The organism is Kitasatospora sp. NPDC101108 (genome assembly GCF_055584725.1).
In genome coordinates this window covers 1-15388 of the sequence record NZ_JBVJLM010000017.1, presented here as the reverse complement: position 1 = coordinate 15388, position 15388 = coordinate 1, and the positions used below count along the sequence as shown (strand labels likewise).

Below are 15388 nucleotides of genomic sequence, written 5' to 3'. Positions count from 1 at the left end.
CGCGCAGGTGGGGGCGGCCCTGGGGCGGGCGTGTACGGCGTGCGTAGCAGTGCCAAGTGTCGGCATCTGTACGACGACGCCGGGGGCCCTCGCACCGGACTCTTGCCTGGTACGTCCGAGACGAGAACCGGAGAGCTGGAACCGATGGCTGCATACCTGTATCGACTGGGCCGATGGGCGTTCCGGCGCCGCTGGCTCGTCCCCGTGCTGTGGGTGCTGGTCCTGGTGGGTGCCGGGGCCGGCGCGGTGCTGGCTCCCGCGGCTCCCGACGACGGTTTCTCGATGCCGGGGACCGAGTCGCAGCGAGCCCTCACCCAGATCCAGCAGAACTTCCCCAGCTCCGGCGCGAGCGGAGCCAACGCCCGGATCGTGTTCGTGGCCCCGGCCGGTGGGAAGGTCACCGCGGCCGGCAACGAGGCCGCCGTCGAGCAGGTCGTGTCCCAGGTCGCCGCGGGACCGCAGGTCGCGAGCGCGGCCGACCCGTTCAAGGCCCACACCGTCAGCCGCGACGGCACCACCGCGTACGTGAACGTCAGCTACCAGGTGCCGGCCAAGCAGCTCACCGCGGAGGCGAAGACCACCCTGGAACAGGCCGTGCAGCACGGCCGGGACGCGGGGATGACCGTCGAGGTCGGCGGCAACGCGCTCGCCACGCCCACCTCCTCGGGCGGGGCGACCGAGGGGATCGGGATCATCGCCGCGGCCGTGGTGCTGCTGGTCACCTTCGGCTCCCTGGTCGCGGCCGGGCTGCCGCTGCTGAACGCGATGATCGCCGTGGGCGTCAGCATCGCCGCGATCATGGCGCTGGGAAGCACGCTCGGACTGTCCGCCACGACGACCTCATTGGCCAACATGCTCGGCCTGGCGGTGGGCATCGACTACGCCGTCCTGGTCATATCCCGCTACCGCGAGGAGCGCGCCAAGGGCCACGCGCCGCAGGAAGCCGCTGGCCGCGCGGTCGGCACCGCGGGATCCGCAGTGGTGTTCGCGGGCCTGACCGTCATCATCGGCCTGGCCGGCCTGTCGGTGGTCGGCATCCCCGCACTGACCAAGATGGGCCTGGCCGCGGCCGGAGCCGTCGCGGTCGCCGTCGCCATCTCCCTCACGCTGGTGCCGGCCCTGCTCGGCCTGGCCCCGCGTGCCGTCCTCGCCCGCAAGACCCGCAAACCGCGCCGCACCACCGGGAACGCCGTCGAGACAGCCGAGAACGACGGCGCGGGCACGGCGAACGGCGGCACCCGCTGGGGCCGGTTCGTCCTGCGCCGCCCGCTGCCGATCCTGCTCCTGGGCGTCGTCGGCCTGGGCGTGATCGCCTCCCCCGTCACCAAGCTCCACCTGGGCAGCAGCGGCGACGGATCCAAGCCCACCTCCACCACCGAGCGCCGCGCCTACGACGACCTCGCCACGGCGTTCGGCCCCGGCTTCAACGGCCCGCTGACCATCGTCGTCGACGCCAAGGGCGCCCCCGACCCCCACGCCGCCGTCACCACCGTCGCCGGGAAGATCGCCGCCACACCCGGCGTCGTCTCCCTCTCCCCGGCCCGGTTCGACCCCGCCGGGGACACCGCGATCCTGTCCGCCGTCCCGGCCACCGCACCCACCGACACCAAGACCGCGGACCTGATCCACACCATCCGCGGCGAGCGGACCACCATCACCGAAGGCACCGGCGCGACGTTCGCCGTCAGCGGCACCACCGCCATCAACATCGACAGCGCCCAGAAGGTCCAAGGCGCCCTGATCCCCTACCTCGCAGTCGTCGTCAGCCTCGCGTTCCTGCTGCTGATGGTCGTCTTCCGGTCGGTCCTGGTGCCGCTCAAGGCCGCCGCCGGATTCCTGCTGTCGGTGCTGGCCGCCCTGGGCGCCGTGGTCGCGGTCTTCCAGTGGGGCTGGGGCGCGAGCCTGCTCGGCGTGAACGCCACCGGGCCGATCATGGCCCTGATGCCGATCTTCATGGTGGGCATCGTCTTCGGCCTCGCCATGGACTACGAGGTCTTCCTCGTCTCGCGCATGCGCGAAGCCCACACCCACGGCGAATCCCCCGCCGACGCGATCGTCTCCGGCATGCGCACCAGCGCCCGCGTCGTCGTCGCCGCCGCACTGATCATGATCTCCGTGTTCTCCGGATTCATCGGCGGCAGCGACCCGATGATCAAGATGATCGGCTTCGGCATGGCAGGCGCCGTCCTGTTCGACGCCTTCGTGGTGCGCATGGCGATCGTCCCCGCGGCCCTCGCCCTGCTCGGCCGCCACGCGTGGTGGATGCCCCGCTGGCTCCAGCGGATCCTCCCGCGCGTCGACATCGAAGGCGAAGCCCTCAACGACCCGCCCCACCCGGCGAACCGTCCGGCACCCGCGGCCGTCACCACCGGCTGACCCCACCACCCGCGCGGGGGCAGGGCCGACACACGCATCGTGACGGCCCTGCCCCCGCGCCGGCTCACTCCCCACCACCATGGGCGAAGACAGACCCGCAACCCACCGCTCCCGCTCAACCCGAACAGGAAACCCCGCCGCCATGACCCTGCGCGTCCTGCTCGCCGACGACCAAGCTCTGCTGCGCGCCACCTTCCGCCTGCTCATCGACTCCGACCCCGACCTGGAAGTCGTCGCCGAAGCCGCCGACGGCGCCGAAGCCGTCGAACTCGCCCGCGCCCACCGCCCCGACGTGGTCCTCATGGACATCCGCATGCCCGGCACCGACGGCCTCGCCGCCACGACCGCCATCTGCGCCGACCCGGACCTCGCCGACACCCACGTGCTGATCCTGACCACCTTCGAGATCGACGAGTACGTCGCCCAGGCCCTGCGCGCCGGCGCGGCCGGCTTCCTCGGCAAGGACGTCCAGGCCGACGCACTCCTGAGCGCCATCCACACCGTCGCGTCCGGCGACGCCCTGCTGTCCCCCCACGCGACCCGCTCCCTGATCGCCCGCTTCCTCGCCACCCCACCACCCGCCGAGACGGTCGCCGGGCCCGCCGCGCCCGCCACGCCCGCCACGCCCGCCACGCCCGCCACGCCCGCCGCGCCCGCCACGCCCGTCGGGCTCGACCAGCTCACCGCCCGCGAACGCGAGGTCATGGCCCTGGCCGCCGAAGGCCTGTCCAACACCGAGATCGCCGACCGGCTCGTCGTCAGCCCCCTCACCGTCCGCACCCACATCCACCGCGCCATGACCAAGCTCCAGGCCCGCGACCGCGCCCAACTCGTCGTCATCGCCTACCAGTCCCACCTCGTCCGCCCCAACCCCCACCCCTGATGCCGCCGCGACCGGCCGCGCGGCTCGCCGCCGGTGCCCGCCGCTGCGGCGCCTACCTGCGCCGCGCCCCCGGCACCCACCTGTGGCTGGCCCTGCTCCTGGCCAGCACGGAAGTGGTCCACCACGTCCCACCCGCCACCGCGCACCGGATCCTGGAACTGCACTCCACCAACCTGCACTACCTCCACCACGATGCGATCCGCGTCCTGGTCACCAGCGCCTGGTACCTCGCCGGCGGCAGCTGGCCGCTCTACCTCGCGCTCTACACCCTCTTCCACGCCCCCGTCGAACGCCGGCTGGGCACCACCCGCTGGCTCGCCGTCGTCCTGATCACCCACATCGGCGCCACCTACCTCAGCGAAGGCGCCCTCGCCCACACCATCCACCTCGGGCAAACCCCTCAAAACGCCCGCTACATCCTCGACTACGGCGTCAGCTACGCCCTCGCCGGCACCCAGGCCGCGCTCACCTACCTGATCGCCAGACCATGGCGCTACGCCTACGCCGCGACCCTCGTGCTCATCTACGGCATCACGTGCGCCGTCAGCCGCGACGTCACAGGCCTCGGCCACCTCGACGCCACCCTCCTCGGCTTCGCCTGCTACCCCCTCACCCGCACGAGGACCGGCCACTGGGACCCGAGAACCTGGCTCAGCGCGCAACTCCGGCGCGAGGGACGTGACCGCAGGCCATCGGAGACGGTCAGCCGACCGTGGTAGGAGTCCCCCGGCCCTCAGGCCTGGGAGCGGAGGTCGATGAGCCGCTCGCGGCGCCGGTCAGGCGTCGAGGACCTGGCCGTGGCGCCTGACCACCGGGCCCTGCGCCGACCACGGGAACTCGATCCAGTCGTCGGTCCTCTTCCACACGTACTCGCACTTCACGAGGGAGTGCGACTTCTCGTAGATGACGGCGGAGCGGACCTCGGCGACGTGTTCGAGGCAGAAGTCGTGCACCAGCCTCAGCGTCTTGCCCGTGTCGGCGACGTCGTCGGCGATCAGGACCTTCTTGTCGGTGAAGTCGATCGCGGCGGGGACGGGCGCCAGCATGACGGGCATTTCGAGGGTGGTGCCCACGCCCGTGTAGAACTCGACGTTCACCAGGTGGATGTTCTTGCAGTCCAGCGCGTACGCCAGGCCGCCCGCCACGAACACGCCGCCGCGGGCGATGCTCAGGACGAGGTCGGGCGCGTAGCCGTCGTCGGCGATCGTCTGCGCGAGTTCGCGCACCGCCCGGCCGAAGGTCTGGTAGTCGAGGATCTCGCGTGCATCGGTCACGGCGTTCAGTGTCCCCGGCCGCCGACCGGGCGGCGAGCACCGGCACGCTGGGGGCCGTCGGGCGGGCCGTGCCGTCCGAGGTGCGGAACGGCCCGGCCACGCAGACGAACTCCGGTGCGTCCGGGCGGGGCGCCCGCCCGGCGATCCCGCCGCGGGCGGTGGCGGCGAATCCGGCGGCGGGGGTGGCCGGGGTGGGTTCCGCTCCGCGCGGCAGGACGTGAGCGGTTGTCAGAGGCGCTTGGCAGGATGCCTCCCATGCTCGCCACCCATCCTGACCAGCGCCAGGACGACCGTCCCGGCCGACTCGACCGGCCCGCGCGGCCCGTTCCCCCCGACGTCCGGGGTGCCTTCGAGGTGCACCTGACCGTGGGGCCCGGTGCCGCCGAGGCGCTGGCCGCGTGGGCCGACGGCCACGGCCTGAAGTTCACCCACATCCTGCTGGAGCGCGGCGCGTCGCCCTCGCAGCCGATGCTCACCCTGCGGGCCGACGGCACGCTCGCGGAGGTCGCCGCCCTGACCGACCGGGTCGGGGGCCGGCTGGGGCGGGCCGGGTTCACCGTCCTGCGGGCGAAGATCGAGGCCACGCCGTGGGCGGAGGGCGTTCCGGCCTCGGACGAGGACGCCGTGCCGCACGGGGCCGGCCGCTACTTCGAGCACCACGTCAAGCTGCTGCTGCCGGCCCCGGCCGGCGCACCCGACACCGCCCGCCTCACCGAGCTGGCCGTCCGGCACGACGCGCACCTGTCGCGCAACCCGCGCCGGGTGCGCGAGGACGGCCGGCGCGAGTGGTTCGTGACCCAGCGGTGCCGCCTGGTCGGCCTGGACACCGCGGGCCGTCGGCTGGAGGCGTTGCTGCGGGACCTCGCCGCCGACGGCCACGAGGTGGTCTCGGCGGAACGCGAGTTCGTCGTCGTGGACAGCCACGAAGGCCTGGACGCGGGCTGGATAGCCGAGCAGCACGGGCACACCGCCCGGCCCTACGGAGAGGGAGAGTCGATATGACCCAGGAGCAGGAGCAGGAGCAGGAGCAGGAGCAGGAGCAGGAGCAGGAGCAGGGCCAGGGCCAGGGCCAGGAGCAGGGCCGGCCCCCGTCTCCCGTGGCGTGGGAGGAACTGCGGTACGGGCCGTGGCGCGGCGTCGTGCTGCCCAGGCAGCCGCCGTCCGAGGACGTCCGTGAGGAGCGGGAGCTGCCCAGGAGCATCCGGCCGGTCGACGACGCGGCGGTGACCCAGCAGCCGGTCTTCGACCCCGCCCTCGCCGGGTACGCCCGGGCCCTGCGGCCCAGCGAGCCCGCCTTCACCGACCCGCGGCTCGCCGAACGCTGGCTCGCCGCGCGCCGCGAGGCGCTCACCACCGTGCTGTCCGCCGTCGCCGGTTCGCGGTGGGCCGAGTACCTGGTGCTGCGCGGGAGCGTCCTGCTGCGCGCCTGGTACGGCGAGCAGGCGCGCGAGCCCGGCGACCTGGACTTCGTGGTCCGCCCGGTCGACTGGGAGCTGGAGGACGAGCGCACCGACCGCATGCTCCGGGACCTCGCCGCCGACGCCGAACGCCTCTCGGGCGCGGTGCGGCTGCACGCGGACCAGGCGGTCGCCGACGAGATCTGGACGTACAGCAGGATTCCCGGGCGCAGGCTCGTCGTGCCGTGGTCGGCACCGGGCGTTCCGGGCGGGACGGTCCAGCTCGACTTCGTCTTCACCGAGCACCTGCCGGTCCCGCCCGAGCCCTACCGGCTCCCCGGCGTCGCCGCGCCGCTGCTCGGCGCCACGCCCCAGCTCTCCCTCGCGTGGAAGATCCTCTGGCTGGTCTCGGACAACCACCCGCAGGGCAAGGACCTCTACGACGCGATCCTGCTCTCGCGCACCGCCGAGGTGCCCTACGAGCTGCTGCGGCAGGTCTTCAGCCAGTCCGACGAGGGCTGGTCGCAGTGGCCGGTCCTCCCGGAGCAGATCGGCGAACTCGACGTCGACTGGGACGAGTTCGTCAAGGACCACCCGCAGTTCGCCGAACCCGTCGAGGAGTACCCGGCCCAACTGCTCGCCGCGCTCCACCCGACCTTCGCCGGCTGCGGGGAGTACGCACTGCGCGCCCGGTGGCTGGCACCGCTGACCGAGGAACTGCGGGACGTGCTGGCGGGCGAGGGCATGGAGGAGGTCCAGCAGCGGATGTCCCGACGCCACCTGGTCCCGGACAACACCCTGGTGATCACCCGCGAACTGCTGGGCGGCGACCTCGAAGCCGCCCATCGGACCGTCGCCGACCACCTCGGCGCCCCGTCGGACCGCAAGACCCGCAAGCTGGCGGAGGCCGCCGCACGCTACGCCGCCGAACTCGCCGGTGACGGCCCGGAGGGCGGCGGCGCCGACCACTGAGGCCGGGCCGTCGGCCGCTGCTCCCGGCACGGCGGGCCGGGAGCAGCGGCATGTTCGAAAGGGGGTGGGTCCGTGAAGCGGAGCCCCGCTCACTCCCCGGTTTCGGCCTTGCCCCCCGTGCCGCCGTGCGCGGCCGGGCGCAGCTGGACGCAGCACTCCCCGGGCGTGGGTGCGAGGACCGCCTCGACCCCCGAGACCTCCAGCCCCTGGAGGTAGTTGGCGAGGAAGGCGTGGTTCATGCCGCAGACGAGTCCGGGGGCCTTGGCGGCGAGGGGGTGGAAGGGGCAGTTGCGCAGCCGTACCTCGGTCGGGGTCTCGCGGACGGGCTCGAACCCGTAGGCGTCCAGCATCCGCTCGCACATCGTCAGGCCGCGTTCCGGGCCGAGGCGTCCGGGGCGGCTGACCTCGCGTTCGACCTCGCCGAGTTCCCGTCCGCGCCGGCCCGCGGCCTCCACGGCGGCGTCGGCCGCGCTGCCGCCGGTGCCGCCGGTGCCGCTGCTGCCGCCGCTGCCGCCGCTGCCGCCGCCCGCGCTCTGCGCCAGGACGGCGTCCAGGAGCAGGCCGGCCAGCAGTTCGTGGCGGCGTTCGGGGATCGACACGGTGATCTGGACGTCGGTCGGCTCGTACACCTTGGGCTGGCGGCCCACCTTCCGTACGGCCCCGGGCGCGCCGTACTGGGCCCGCAGGAGTCCGGCGTCGACGAGCTTGTCGAGGTGGAAGGCGGCGAGCTTGCGCGAGATGCCGACGCTCTCGGCGGCCTCGTCGCGGGTCACCGGGCGGCCGGCCCGCCGGATGAAGGCGAACATCCGGCGCCGGGACTCCTCGCCGAGCACGCTCACCGACTGGATCCGGTCCGCCGGGGCCGTTCCGATGTTCGCGGCGTTCGCGGTGTTCGCGGTGCTCTCGTCACTAGTCACTCCGCCACGATAACTCCCACAGGTGAAGAAAGGCTCGCACGATCAGCTCTGCTACCTGCACATCTTGGCTGGAGGCCCGAATAACAACGAGATCTGCTGGTGAAATGGCCAGGAGGGGGAGGCGACGACGCCGGCTCCCGCGCCGAGTTCCCCCACGTGAAAGTTCTCGGGTTCGTCACCGCCCGGCTACGCGCGTGGAACCGGGGAACCCCTCCACCCCCGCCGACGTCATGGACCTCAGAGAGCAGGGCAGGAGCAGGTTCGGGGGGAGTGGTCGTTGATGGAGTTCAAGGCGCGCACGGGGAACGAGCGCAAGCGTTCATGGGTGGCCGTCGCCGCGGCGGTCGTCGTCACGGTGGCGGCCGCCTGGGCGATCCCGACCGTCACCGCGTCGGTCGCCGCCCCCCATTCCACCGCCGCGCAGGGGCGGGACGCGAGCGCCGACGGCGGCCACAACGGCCAGGACGGCGCCCAGGGCAGCGGTGGCGCCGGTGGCGGAGGCACGCAGCAGGGGGCCGGGGCCGTCCCCGAGGGCATAGCCCACGCCTCCGAAGCCGGAGGCAACGCCGTCAACATCACCATCGACGACGGCCCCGACCCCGTCTGGACCCCGAAGGTCCTCGACGTCCTCAAGCAGTACGGCGTGAAGGCCACGTTCTGCATGATCGGACCGCAGGCCAAGGCCCACCCCGAGCTGGTCAAGCAGGTCATCGCGGCCGGCCACCGGCTCTGCGACCACACCGTGGACCACGACACCACCATGGACAAGAAGCCCGTCGCCTACCAGGAGAAGGAGATCCTGGACGCGAAGAAGATGATCGAGGAGGCCGCGGGCGGCGCCGCTCAGGTCCAGTACTACCGGGCCCCCGGCGGCTCCTTCACCCCGGACAGCCGGCGCATCGCCGCCGCCAACGGCATGCGCCCGCTCGGCTGGAACGTCGACTCCAAGGACTTCACCAGGCCCGGCACGGCCGCCATCGTCGACACCGTCAAGAAGGAGATCGGCAACGGCCCGACCATCCTCTTCCACGACGGCGGCGGCGACCGCCAGCAGACCGTCGAGGCCCTCGGGCAGGTGCTCACCTGGCTGAAGGCCCAGGGCCGCCCGACCGGCTTCCCCGTCCGCACCACCTCGTGACCACCCGTCCCCCGTGCTCCCCACCGTTCCGCGGACCCGCCTGCGCCCCGGCGACCAGCCGGCCGTCGACACACCGTTCGGCCCGCTGCACTTCACCACCACCGTCGGGGCCACGGCGCTCCCGCCACGGCCCGACGAGCAGTTCGCGCTGCCGGGCGGCAGCACGGTCGCCCGCTGGACCCTCCCCGCGGCCCGCGTCGAACTGCTGCTGACCCCGTACGATCCGGAGCTCGACCCCGGGACCTGGGGCCCGCTGACCGACTGCCACGCGGCGCTCCGGCGCATCGACGCCCACGCGCCGCTCGACCGGGTGCGGTTCACGGCCGCCCTGCCGGACCGCCTCCCCGACAACGCCGACGGGGACAGGCCGCCACCCGCGCCCAGGGCTGCTCCTGACGGTTCCGCCGGCGGCCCGCGGCGTCGGCGGTCCTCAGGTAAGCGGCGTGGGACCGGACGCGGGGCCCTGGCCGACGAGGTGGATCCGGTTGCGGAGCTCCGCCTCGGCCCAGTCCAGGTCGGCGCGCAGGTCGAACCAGACCCGGTCCTTGCGGCCGTCCGGCTGGTCGAGCCCGACGGCGACCCAGGAGAAGACGCCCTGAAGAATCTCCCGCCGGCGCCCGGGGGAGGTCACGGACAGGGCGAACGCCACGGCGAGGCCGGCCCGGGTGACGAGCAGGTGGCTCGGGTCGTCCTGCCGCGGGCGGCCCGCGGTGAGGTAGCGCGGGGAGTCGGTGATCTTCAGCCACTCCAGGACCGCGTCCGACACCTGCTCACGCAGGATTCCCGAGATGGAGTCGCGCACGGCGACCGCAGGCTCCTCGGCCAGCCAGCCGAGCCAGTGCCCGGACTCCGCGAGCTCGGTGAAGTCGTCCTTGGGCGGGCCGTAGTCCGGGTTCTCCACGAACTCCCCGGTCAGCTTCCCGTCCTCGCCGACCCGCCACACGCCCTGGACGGCTTCGCCCGGAACGTAGCCGTTGGGGTCGCCGATGAGATCGGGGTCGATCGCGGCGACCGACCCGCCGGGATTCGCGGCAGCCTCCGCGACCAGCTCCGGCGGAGGCGACTGCAGGATGCGGCGCCGCTCGGCCGATATGTCCCCCATGGTGCAAACCCTTCGTCCGGCGCGATCCCGAGGATCCGCCTCGTGCAATGCCGAGTCATGGTCCCACGCGTGCGGTCGGACGGGCTTTCAGGGGCCCGGAGGAGCACGCTCGTCCACGGTCGTACCGAGCCACTACGCTGCCCGAATGGTCCATCCATCACCCCCGCTCGCGCCACTGACCCTCGAAGCCGCCAGGGAACTCCAGCTGTTGCTCCCCGCCGAGATCGGGCCGGGCCTCAGCGAGCGGGAGCTCGACGAGGTCGAGGCCCGATTCGGCTTCCGGTTCGCGGCCGACCACCGGGTGTTCCTGGCCGCCGGGCTCCCGCACGGTTCCCGGGGCTGGCCGGATTGGCGGGACGGTGACCCCGATGACCTGCGGGGACGGCTGTCAGGGCCGGTCGAGGGGGTGCTGTTCGACGTCGAGCACAACGGCTTCTGGCACCCGACGTGGGGGCCGCGGCCGGAAGCGGTACCGGACGCGGTCCGGGCGGCGCAGGCCGAACTGGCGACCGTCCCGCAGCTGGTCCCGGTCCACGGCCACCGCTACCTGCCGGGCACCCAGGGTGAGTTCGGCCATCCGGTGCTCTCGGTTCACCAGACCGACCTCGTCTACTACGGGAACGACCTCGCCGACTACCTGCGGCACGAGTTCACCGGCGGCCCGAGCGGGCCCTTCCACGCGCGTGCGACCGTCGACTTCTGGTCCCACCTCGTCGAGGGCTGCCCCGAGACCGCGTTCACCACGCCGCACGACCCCTACGCCACCACCGCGCAGGAGGCGGTCGAGCATCTGCGGATGCTCGCCCTGGAACGACTGATCGGCCGCCAGGTGCACGACGACCAGTTGGCTCGGGCCGGGCTGACGGCGATGGCACTCGGCGTGGAGGCGCCGTCCCTGCCGCTGCTCGCCGGGCTGTCGCGCGAGGAGTACGGCCGGGCCTGCGCGCTCTTCGACCAGGTGCTCGGCGAACTGGGCCTCGCCGCCGGCCTGCCCACCGACGACACCGACCTCCCGGGGGAGTCGGCCCGCTGGGAGCTGGTCCGCTGGTGGCTGCGGCTGATCGTGAACGGAAGCACGGCACCCGCGACCGGCGGCGACGTCATCGCGTTCGACGGCTGGGGCAAGCTGGGCAGGCCCCGGGCACTGTGGCCCCTGGTGAGCCTGGTCATCGACCACCACGACGGCCACGGGAGGCGGCTCCGCGCACCGGAGGAGCCGGCCGGAGCGATCGTGGCCGAGGCCGAACGACTGCTCGCCGGCCCCTGGCCGCCCCGCGGGCCGTGGTGACGGGAGAACGCCCGGTGCCCTCACCGCCCGGGAGGCGATGAGGGCACCGGGGACTGTCGTCACCAGCCGACTGTCACCAGCCGACTGGCAGCTGCCGGCCGTCAGCTGCTGGTCGTCAGCAGCCGGTTGGCCAGGGCGTCGGCGAGGCGGTAGGCCTCGTCGGCCGAGAGGGTGCGGCAGATGGCGTCCGCCAGTTCCTCGACGTTGTGCCAGTCGACGTTGCCGAGGCCCGTCTGCGGGGCGGCCGGCGTCGGCTCCTCGTCCACCGGGGCGACGGCGCGCTGCTCCGGCATCGGGAGGGGCTCGGAATTTTCCGCGGAAAATCGCTCGGAGCCCGGAGCCGGTTCGGGGCTCGCCGGCTGCGGGCCGCGGGGCGCGGGCTCGGACCGGTCGGCCGAAGGCACCGGAGCCGGGGCCGGCGTCGGAGCCGGCGTCGATGCCGGAGCCGGCGTCGAAGCCGGAGCCGGCGTCGAAGCCGGAACGGGCGTCGAAGTCGGCGTCACCACGGGTGCAGCAGGCTGCGGAGCCGCAGCCTCGGCGGGGGCGGGGGCCTGCGCCGTCGCCCTGGCCGCCAGCTTCGCCGCCCGCCTGGCCGCCACGGCGTCGGCGTCGGCCTGGAGCAGCTGCTCCAGCTCCGCCGTCTGCTCGGCCAGGGACATCTCCTCGATGCCCTTCACCGACCCGAGCCGCCGTGCGACGTTGATCGAGACGCCCTCCTCGCCGCGCGCCTTGGCCCGCACCTGGCGCTGCAGCTCGGGGTGGAGCTTCAGCAGGTTCTTGCGGTGCGAGATCCAGCTCTGGGACCAGCCCTCCGCCTCGGCGGCCTCCTTGGCGGTCGGGTACTGCGCCACGATGAGCAGGACCGCGTTGGCCTCCTCGATCGGGTCGAAGTCCTTGCGCGCCATGTTCTCGTCGAGCGCCGCCCGCAGCAGGGTCGCCTTGGACTCCGCCACCGAGTCGTCGACGACGACCAGCAGCTGCTCGCGCCCGTACAGCTGCGCGGCGGCCCGTCGGCGGTTGCCGTTGACGACGACGACGTCGTCCGGGCCCGCGCCCAGCGCCTGCCGGTCCTCCGGCCACAGCCGGAGGTAGGCGGCCGGGGTGACGGCGAGGCAGCTCTGCAGCTGGCGGTCCTTGATGCTCGCCAGGTCGGAGAGGTCGCCGAGCTCGTCGCGCGGGTTGCGCGGGTTGGGCAGGCAGTTGGCGGTGCGGATCCACCGCGCCGGGGTGTCGCTCGCGCTGTCCACCCCGGGGGCGTCGACGACCGGGTCGGCGGCCATCGAGGCGAAGGAGACGCGACGGCCAGCCATCAGCGACCCCCGTAACCGAGTTCGAGGGACAGCCGGAAGAAGTCCTCGCGGGCGCGGTAGGCGGTGCCGCTCTCCTTGTACTGGGTGACGACCGTTCCCTCGGCCACCGCCCGGGAGTGGATCTTGTACCGGCGCAGGACGGTCTTGGCACGCGGCCATCCCCGCGCGGCGATGTACGCCTCGGTGTCCTCCAGGTCGGCGCGGCCGTCCCGGGGGTCCCAGTTGTTGACGACGACCCGGTACGGGATGTCCATCGGCTCGATGACCTTCTGGATGGTGCGCGCCGTGGGGTCGAAGCACAGCGGCTCGGTGATCATCGGGACGAGGACGTCGTCGGCGATCTCCAGCGCGCGGCGCAGGATCTCCTCGTCGGCCAGGGTGCCCGGCGTGTCGATGAAGATGTGCTCGTACTCGTCCTTCGCGCCGAGGACGTCGAAGGTGCACGCCGCCAGGTTGACCGTGGTGGTGGTCTTGCCGACGCCGCCCTTCTGGTTGGCGATCACGTGGATCTTCGCGCCGGTCTTCTTGAGGTGGACCAGCTGCTCGGCCTGGTCGTGCGCCGCCATGAAGTCGAAGGGCAGGTTGTCCCCGACCCGTTCGGCCCAGACGACCGCCGACCCCTGGGGGTCGGTGGACACGACAAGCACAGATGGCTTCATGATGTTCCGTTCTTTCCGTGGGCTTCCCGGGCGGCTCGCCCGGTACTGCGGATGCCCGCCGCTCAAAGCCGTGGCGGCGGACCGGAACAGCATTCCAGATGATCGACTCGGAATCCGACACGACCCGCCTGTGGCGGAGCACGACGGCCCTGATCCGCGAGGAGGGGGCGGTGAGCACCGCCACTCCGGGCGGTCACCGGCCGGTCCCGCTCGCAGCCGGCCGGGTCGTCAGCCGACGGGGCCGCAGTCGGCCGGGTCGTCAGTCGGTCAGGTCCACGGCCAGGTGACCGGAGAGCGCCCGCAGGAAGTCGACGGCGTCGAACGCCTCGCCCGCGGCGACGACCCCGACCGCCCGGCTCTGCCCGGCGAGGACGCGGCGCACCGCCTCCACCGCCAGGGGCGCCGAGACGGCGTAGATGTCCCGGCCCCGGGCCACCGCCCGGCGCTGCCCGCCGCCGGAGCGCACCACCACGTCGACCAGGAAGGTCTGGTCCGAGCGGCCCTGCTCGTCGGCCGCGACCGGCGCGGGCGTCTGCGGGGCGGCGAGGTCCCGGACCGCCTCCACGGTCATGTAACTGTGCAGATCGGTGACGGACAGGTGGCTCGGCACGGTCACGATGTCCGCCATGGCGAAGTCGCCGATGACCGGGCGCGCGCCCAACGGCTCGGGGAAGGTCCAGTCCAGCGTGGGCAGTTCGTCCTGGTGGTACGTCAGCCGGCCGCCGGTGTGGCGCAGCCGCCGGTCACCGCGCCGCTCCCGCGAGACGGCGCCCGACAGCCGGGTGCCCGGGGTGGGGTGCCAGCTGCTCAGCCCGTAGGCGATGTGCACCTCGTCGGCCGCCGTCCAGTCGCCCATCGCGGCGGTGGCCAGCAGGTCGCCGAGACCGCCGTAGAAGGCCATCGCGGGGACCACCACGGTGCCCGCGGCCCGGGCGCGGTCGGCGAACCGGTCGAAGGTGTCCAGGTTGGCCTCGATCTCCGCCGCCACGTCCACGTACGGGATCCCGGCGCGCAGTGCCGCCTCGATCACGGGGGCGACGGTACCGGCGAACGGCCCCGCGCAGTTGATCACCGCGTCGGTGCCGGCCAGCGCGCTGTCCAGTGAGTCCGGGTCCTCGACCGAGGCCGGCCGCGCCTCGCTCCCGGGGTGCTCGGCCGCCAGCGCCGCCAGCTTGCCGGCGTCCCGGCCGACCAGCACCGGGCGGAAGCCCCGCTCCCGCAGGTGCGCCACCACGAACCGCCCGGTGTGCCCGTACGCCCCGACCACCGCGACCGTCTGACCCATGGTTCTCCGCCTCTTCCCCGCTCGTTCGCCGTTGCCACCATCCTGGCGGCGCGACCCCCCGGGCGGTGAGTGTCCGGAACGACAGCACTCGTACAATTCCGGACATGGCTTCCGTCGCCCTGGCCGTCACCGACGGCATGCTGCACTTCGAACTTTCCCTGGCGCACGAGGTCTTCGGCTCGCGCCCGGCCGCCGTCACCGGCCCCTGGTACGACCTGGCCGTCTGCGCGCCGGGTCCGGTCCGGGTCGAACGGTTCCGGCTGGAGCCCGACCACGGGCTCGACCGGCTGGCGGCCGCCGACACGGTGATCGTCCCGGGCTGGGCCGACGTGGACGTCGACCCGCCCGCCGAGCTGGTGGACGCCGTGCGCGCGGCCCACCGGGCGGGCGCGCGGGTGGCCTCGCTCTGCACCGGCGCGTTCGTGCTGGCCGCCGCCGGACTGCTGGACGGTTGGCGGGCCACCACCCACTGGGCCCACACCGGCGCGCTGGCCGCCCGCTACCCGCGGGTGACGGTGGATCCGGACGTGCTCTACGTGGACAACGGCAGCGTGCTCACCTCCGCGGGCAAGGCCGCCGCCATGGACCTGTGCCTGCACCTGGTCCGCCTCGACCACGGCGCCGCGGTTGCCAACACCGTGGCCCGCCGGCTGGTGGTGCCCCCGCACCGCGACGGTGGCCAGTCCCAGTTCTTGACGTCCTCCCGGCCCTAAAGGACCGGGATTCCTGCCACGGTCGTCTGACCGTCTCGGTGGGTTCCTGCTTCACGGCGCTGTGCCGGGACGAG

General features: G+C 73.3%; 13 protein-coding genes and 1 pseudogene. 8 read left to right on the top strand and 6 right to left on the bottom strand.

What is annotated here, in order from left to right:
• The first annotated feature begins 144 nt into the window (after positions 1-144).
• The 3 genes from ACZ6Z8_RS29025 to ACZ6Z8_RS29015 all read left to right on the top strand — a co-directional run bounded on the left by ACZ6Z8_RS29025 (position 145) and on the right by ACZ6Z8_RS29015 (position 3978).
• Positions 145-2376 (top strand): MMPL family transporter, encoded by a 2232-nt coding sequence (locus ACZ6Z8_RS29025; protein ID WP_465612981.1) that lies wholly within the window; start codon positions 145-147, stop codon positions 2374-2376.
• Between the two features lie 142 nt (positions 2377-2518).
• On the top strand, positions 2519-3259 hold the full coding sequence (locus tag ACZ6Z8_RS29020) for a response regulator transcription factor (RefSeq protein ID WP_465612980.1): 741 nt from the start codon (positions 2519-2521) through the stop codon (positions 3257-3259).
• Positions 3259-3978 carry a rhomboid-like protein gene (locus ACZ6Z8_RS29015; protein ID WP_465612979.1) on the top strand — a complete coding sequence of 240 codons (720 nt, stop codon included), beginning with the start codon at positions 3259-3261 and terminating at the stop codon, positions 3976-3978. Before ACZ6Z8_RS29020 ends, ACZ6Z8_RS29015 begins: the two co-directional genes overlap by 1 nt.
• Before the next feature lie 57 nt (positions 3979-4035).
• Here the strand turns inward: ACZ6Z8_RS29015 and ACZ6Z8_RS29010 are convergent, their stop codons facing one another.
• Positions 4036-4533 carry a phosphoribosyltransferase gene (locus ACZ6Z8_RS29010; RefSeq protein ID WP_465612978.1) on the bottom strand — a complete coding sequence of 166 codons (498 nt, stop codon included), beginning with the start codon at positions 4531-4533 and terminating at the stop codon, positions 4036-4038.
• A gap of 255 nt (positions 4534-4788) precedes the next feature.
• Here ACZ6Z8_RS29010 and ACZ6Z8_RS29005 point away from each other — a divergent pair, with 255 nt between their 5' ends.
• Together ACZ6Z8_RS29005 and ACZ6Z8_RS29000 are read left to right on the top strand one after the other, a co-directional pair.
• A complete protein-coding gene (locus tag ACZ6Z8_RS29005; RefSeq protein ID WP_465612977.1) occupies positions 4789-5535 on the top strand; it encodes a hypothetical protein in 747 nt (248 codons plus the stop codon).
• Positions 5532-6902: a nucleotidyl transferase AbiEii/AbiGii toxin family protein gene (locus ACZ6Z8_RS29000; protein ID WP_465612976.1), complete on the top strand. Its 1371-nt coding sequence runs from the start codon at positions 5532-5534 to the stop codon at positions 6900-6902. Before ACZ6Z8_RS29005 ends, ACZ6Z8_RS29000 begins: the two co-directional genes overlap by 4 nt.
• A gap of 89 nt (positions 6903-6991) precedes the next feature.
• On the opposite strand, the gene ACZ6Z8_RS28995 is transcribed toward ACZ6Z8_RS29000, so the two are convergent.
• Positions 6992-7819: a helix-turn-helix transcriptional regulator gene (locus tag ACZ6Z8_RS28995; protein ID WP_465612975.1), complete on the bottom strand. Its 828-nt coding sequence runs from the start codon at positions 7817-7819 to the stop codon at positions 6992-6994.
• Positions 7820-8099: 280 nt separating this feature from the next.
• Between ACZ6Z8_RS28995 and ACZ6Z8_RS28990 the strand changes: the two genes are divergently transcribed.
• Positions 8100-8957, top strand: coding sequence for a polysaccharide deacetylase family protein (locus ACZ6Z8_RS28990; RefSeq protein WP_465612974.1), 858 nt, complete (start codon positions 8100-8102; stop codon positions 8955-8957).
• 430 nt (positions 8958-9387) lie between these two features.
• Here the strand turns inward: ACZ6Z8_RS28990 and ACZ6Z8_RS28985 are convergent, their stop codons facing one another.
• Positions 9388-10059 (bottom strand): hypothetical protein, encoded by a 672-nt coding sequence (locus ACZ6Z8_RS28985; protein ID WP_465612973.1) that lies wholly within the window; start codon positions 10057-10059, stop codon positions 9388-9390.
• A gap of 145 nt (positions 10060-10204) precedes the next feature.
• Between ACZ6Z8_RS28985 and ACZ6Z8_RS28980 the strand changes: the two genes are divergently transcribed.
• Positions 10205-11347 (top strand): hypothetical protein, encoded by a 1143-nt coding sequence (locus ACZ6Z8_RS28980; protein WP_465612972.1) that lies wholly within the window; start codon positions 10205-10207, stop codon positions 11345-11347.
• A 101-nt stretch (positions 11348-11448) separates the two neighbouring features.
• Here ACZ6Z8_RS28980 and ACZ6Z8_RS28975 read toward each other — a convergent pair whose 3' ends face one another.
• The 3 genes from ACZ6Z8_RS28975 to ACZ6Z8_RS28965 all read right to left on the bottom strand — a co-directional run bounded on the left by ACZ6Z8_RS28975 (position 11449) and on the right by ACZ6Z8_RS28965 (position 14601).
• Complete coding sequence (locus ACZ6Z8_RS28975; RefSeq protein WP_465612971.1) at positions 11449-12657, bottom strand: ParB/RepB/Spo0J family partition protein; 1209 nt, start codon at positions 12655-12657, stop codon at positions 11449-11451.
• Positions 12657-13223 carry a ParA family protein gene (locus tag ACZ6Z8_RS28970; protein ID WP_380421610.1) on the bottom strand — a complete coding sequence of 189 codons (567 nt, stop codon included), beginning with the start codon at positions 13221-13223 and terminating at the stop codon, positions 12657-12659. Before ACZ6Z8_RS28970 ends, ACZ6Z8_RS28975 begins: the two co-directional genes overlap by 1 nt.
• 352 nt (positions 13224-13575) lie before the next feature.
• Positions 13576-14601: a saccharopine dehydrogenase family protein gene (locus tag ACZ6Z8_RS28965; RefSeq protein WP_465612970.1), complete on the bottom strand. Its 1026-nt coding sequence runs from the start codon at positions 14599-14601 to the stop codon at positions 13576-13578.
• A 104-nt stretch (positions 14602-14705) separates the two neighbouring features.
• Here ACZ6Z8_RS28965 and ACZ6Z8_RS28960 point away from each other — a divergent pair.
• Positions 14706-15311, top strand: a pseudogene (locus ACZ6Z8_RS28960) (DJ-1/PfpI family protein); the annotation flags it as partial.
• Positions 15312-15388 lie beyond the last annotated feature (77 nt).

What these genes read in the sequence shown, in the direction of transcription:
- ACZ6Z8_RS29025 (WP_465612981.1), top strand. Translation starts at nt 145, where the DNA reads ATGGCTGCATACCTGTATCGACTGGGCCGATGGGCGTTCCGGCGCCGC.
- ACZ6Z8_RS29020 (WP_465612980.1), top strand. Translation starts at nt 2,519, where the DNA reads ATGACCCTGCGCGTCCTGCTCGCCGACGACCAAGCTCTGCTGCGCGCC.
- ACZ6Z8_RS29015 (WP_465612979.1), top strand. Translation starts at nt 3,259, where the DNA reads ATGCCGCCGCGACCGGCCGCGCGGCTCGCCGCCGGTGCCCGCCGCTGC.
- ACZ6Z8_RS29005 (WP_465612977.1), top strand. Translation starts at nt 4,789, where the DNA reads ATGCTCGCCACCCATCCTGACCAGCGCCAGGACGACCGTCCCGGCCGA.
- ACZ6Z8_RS29000 (WP_465612976.1), top strand. Translation starts at nt 5,532, where the DNA reads ATGACCCAGGAGCAGGAGCAGGAGCAGGAGCAGGAGCAGGAGCAGGAG.
- ACZ6Z8_RS28990 (WP_465612974.1), top strand. Translation starts at nt 8,100, where the DNA reads ATGGAGTTCAAGGCGCGCACGGGGAACGAGCGCAAGCGTTCATGGGTG.
- ACZ6Z8_RS28985 (WP_465612973.1), bottom strand. Translation starts at nt 10,059, where the DNA reads ATGGGGGACATATCGGCCGAGCGGCGCCGCATCCTGCAGTCGCCTCCG.
- ACZ6Z8_RS28980 (WP_465612972.1), top strand. Translation starts at nt 10,205, where the DNA reads ATGGTCCATCCATCACCCCCGCTCGCGCCACTGACCCTCGAAGCCGCC.
- ACZ6Z8_RS28975 (WP_465612971.1), bottom strand. Translation starts at nt 12,657, where the DNA reads ATGGCTGGCCGTCGCGTCTCCTTCGCCTCGATGGCCGCCGACCCGGTC.
- ACZ6Z8_RS28970 (WP_380421610.1), bottom strand. Translation starts at nt 13,223, where the DNA reads ATGGCGGCGCACGACCAGGCCGAGCAGCTGGTCCACCTCAAGAAGACC.
- ACZ6Z8_RS28965 (WP_465612970.1), bottom strand. Translation starts at nt 14,601, where the DNA reads ATGGGTCAGACGGTCGCGGTGGTCGGGGCGTACGGGCACACCGGGCGG.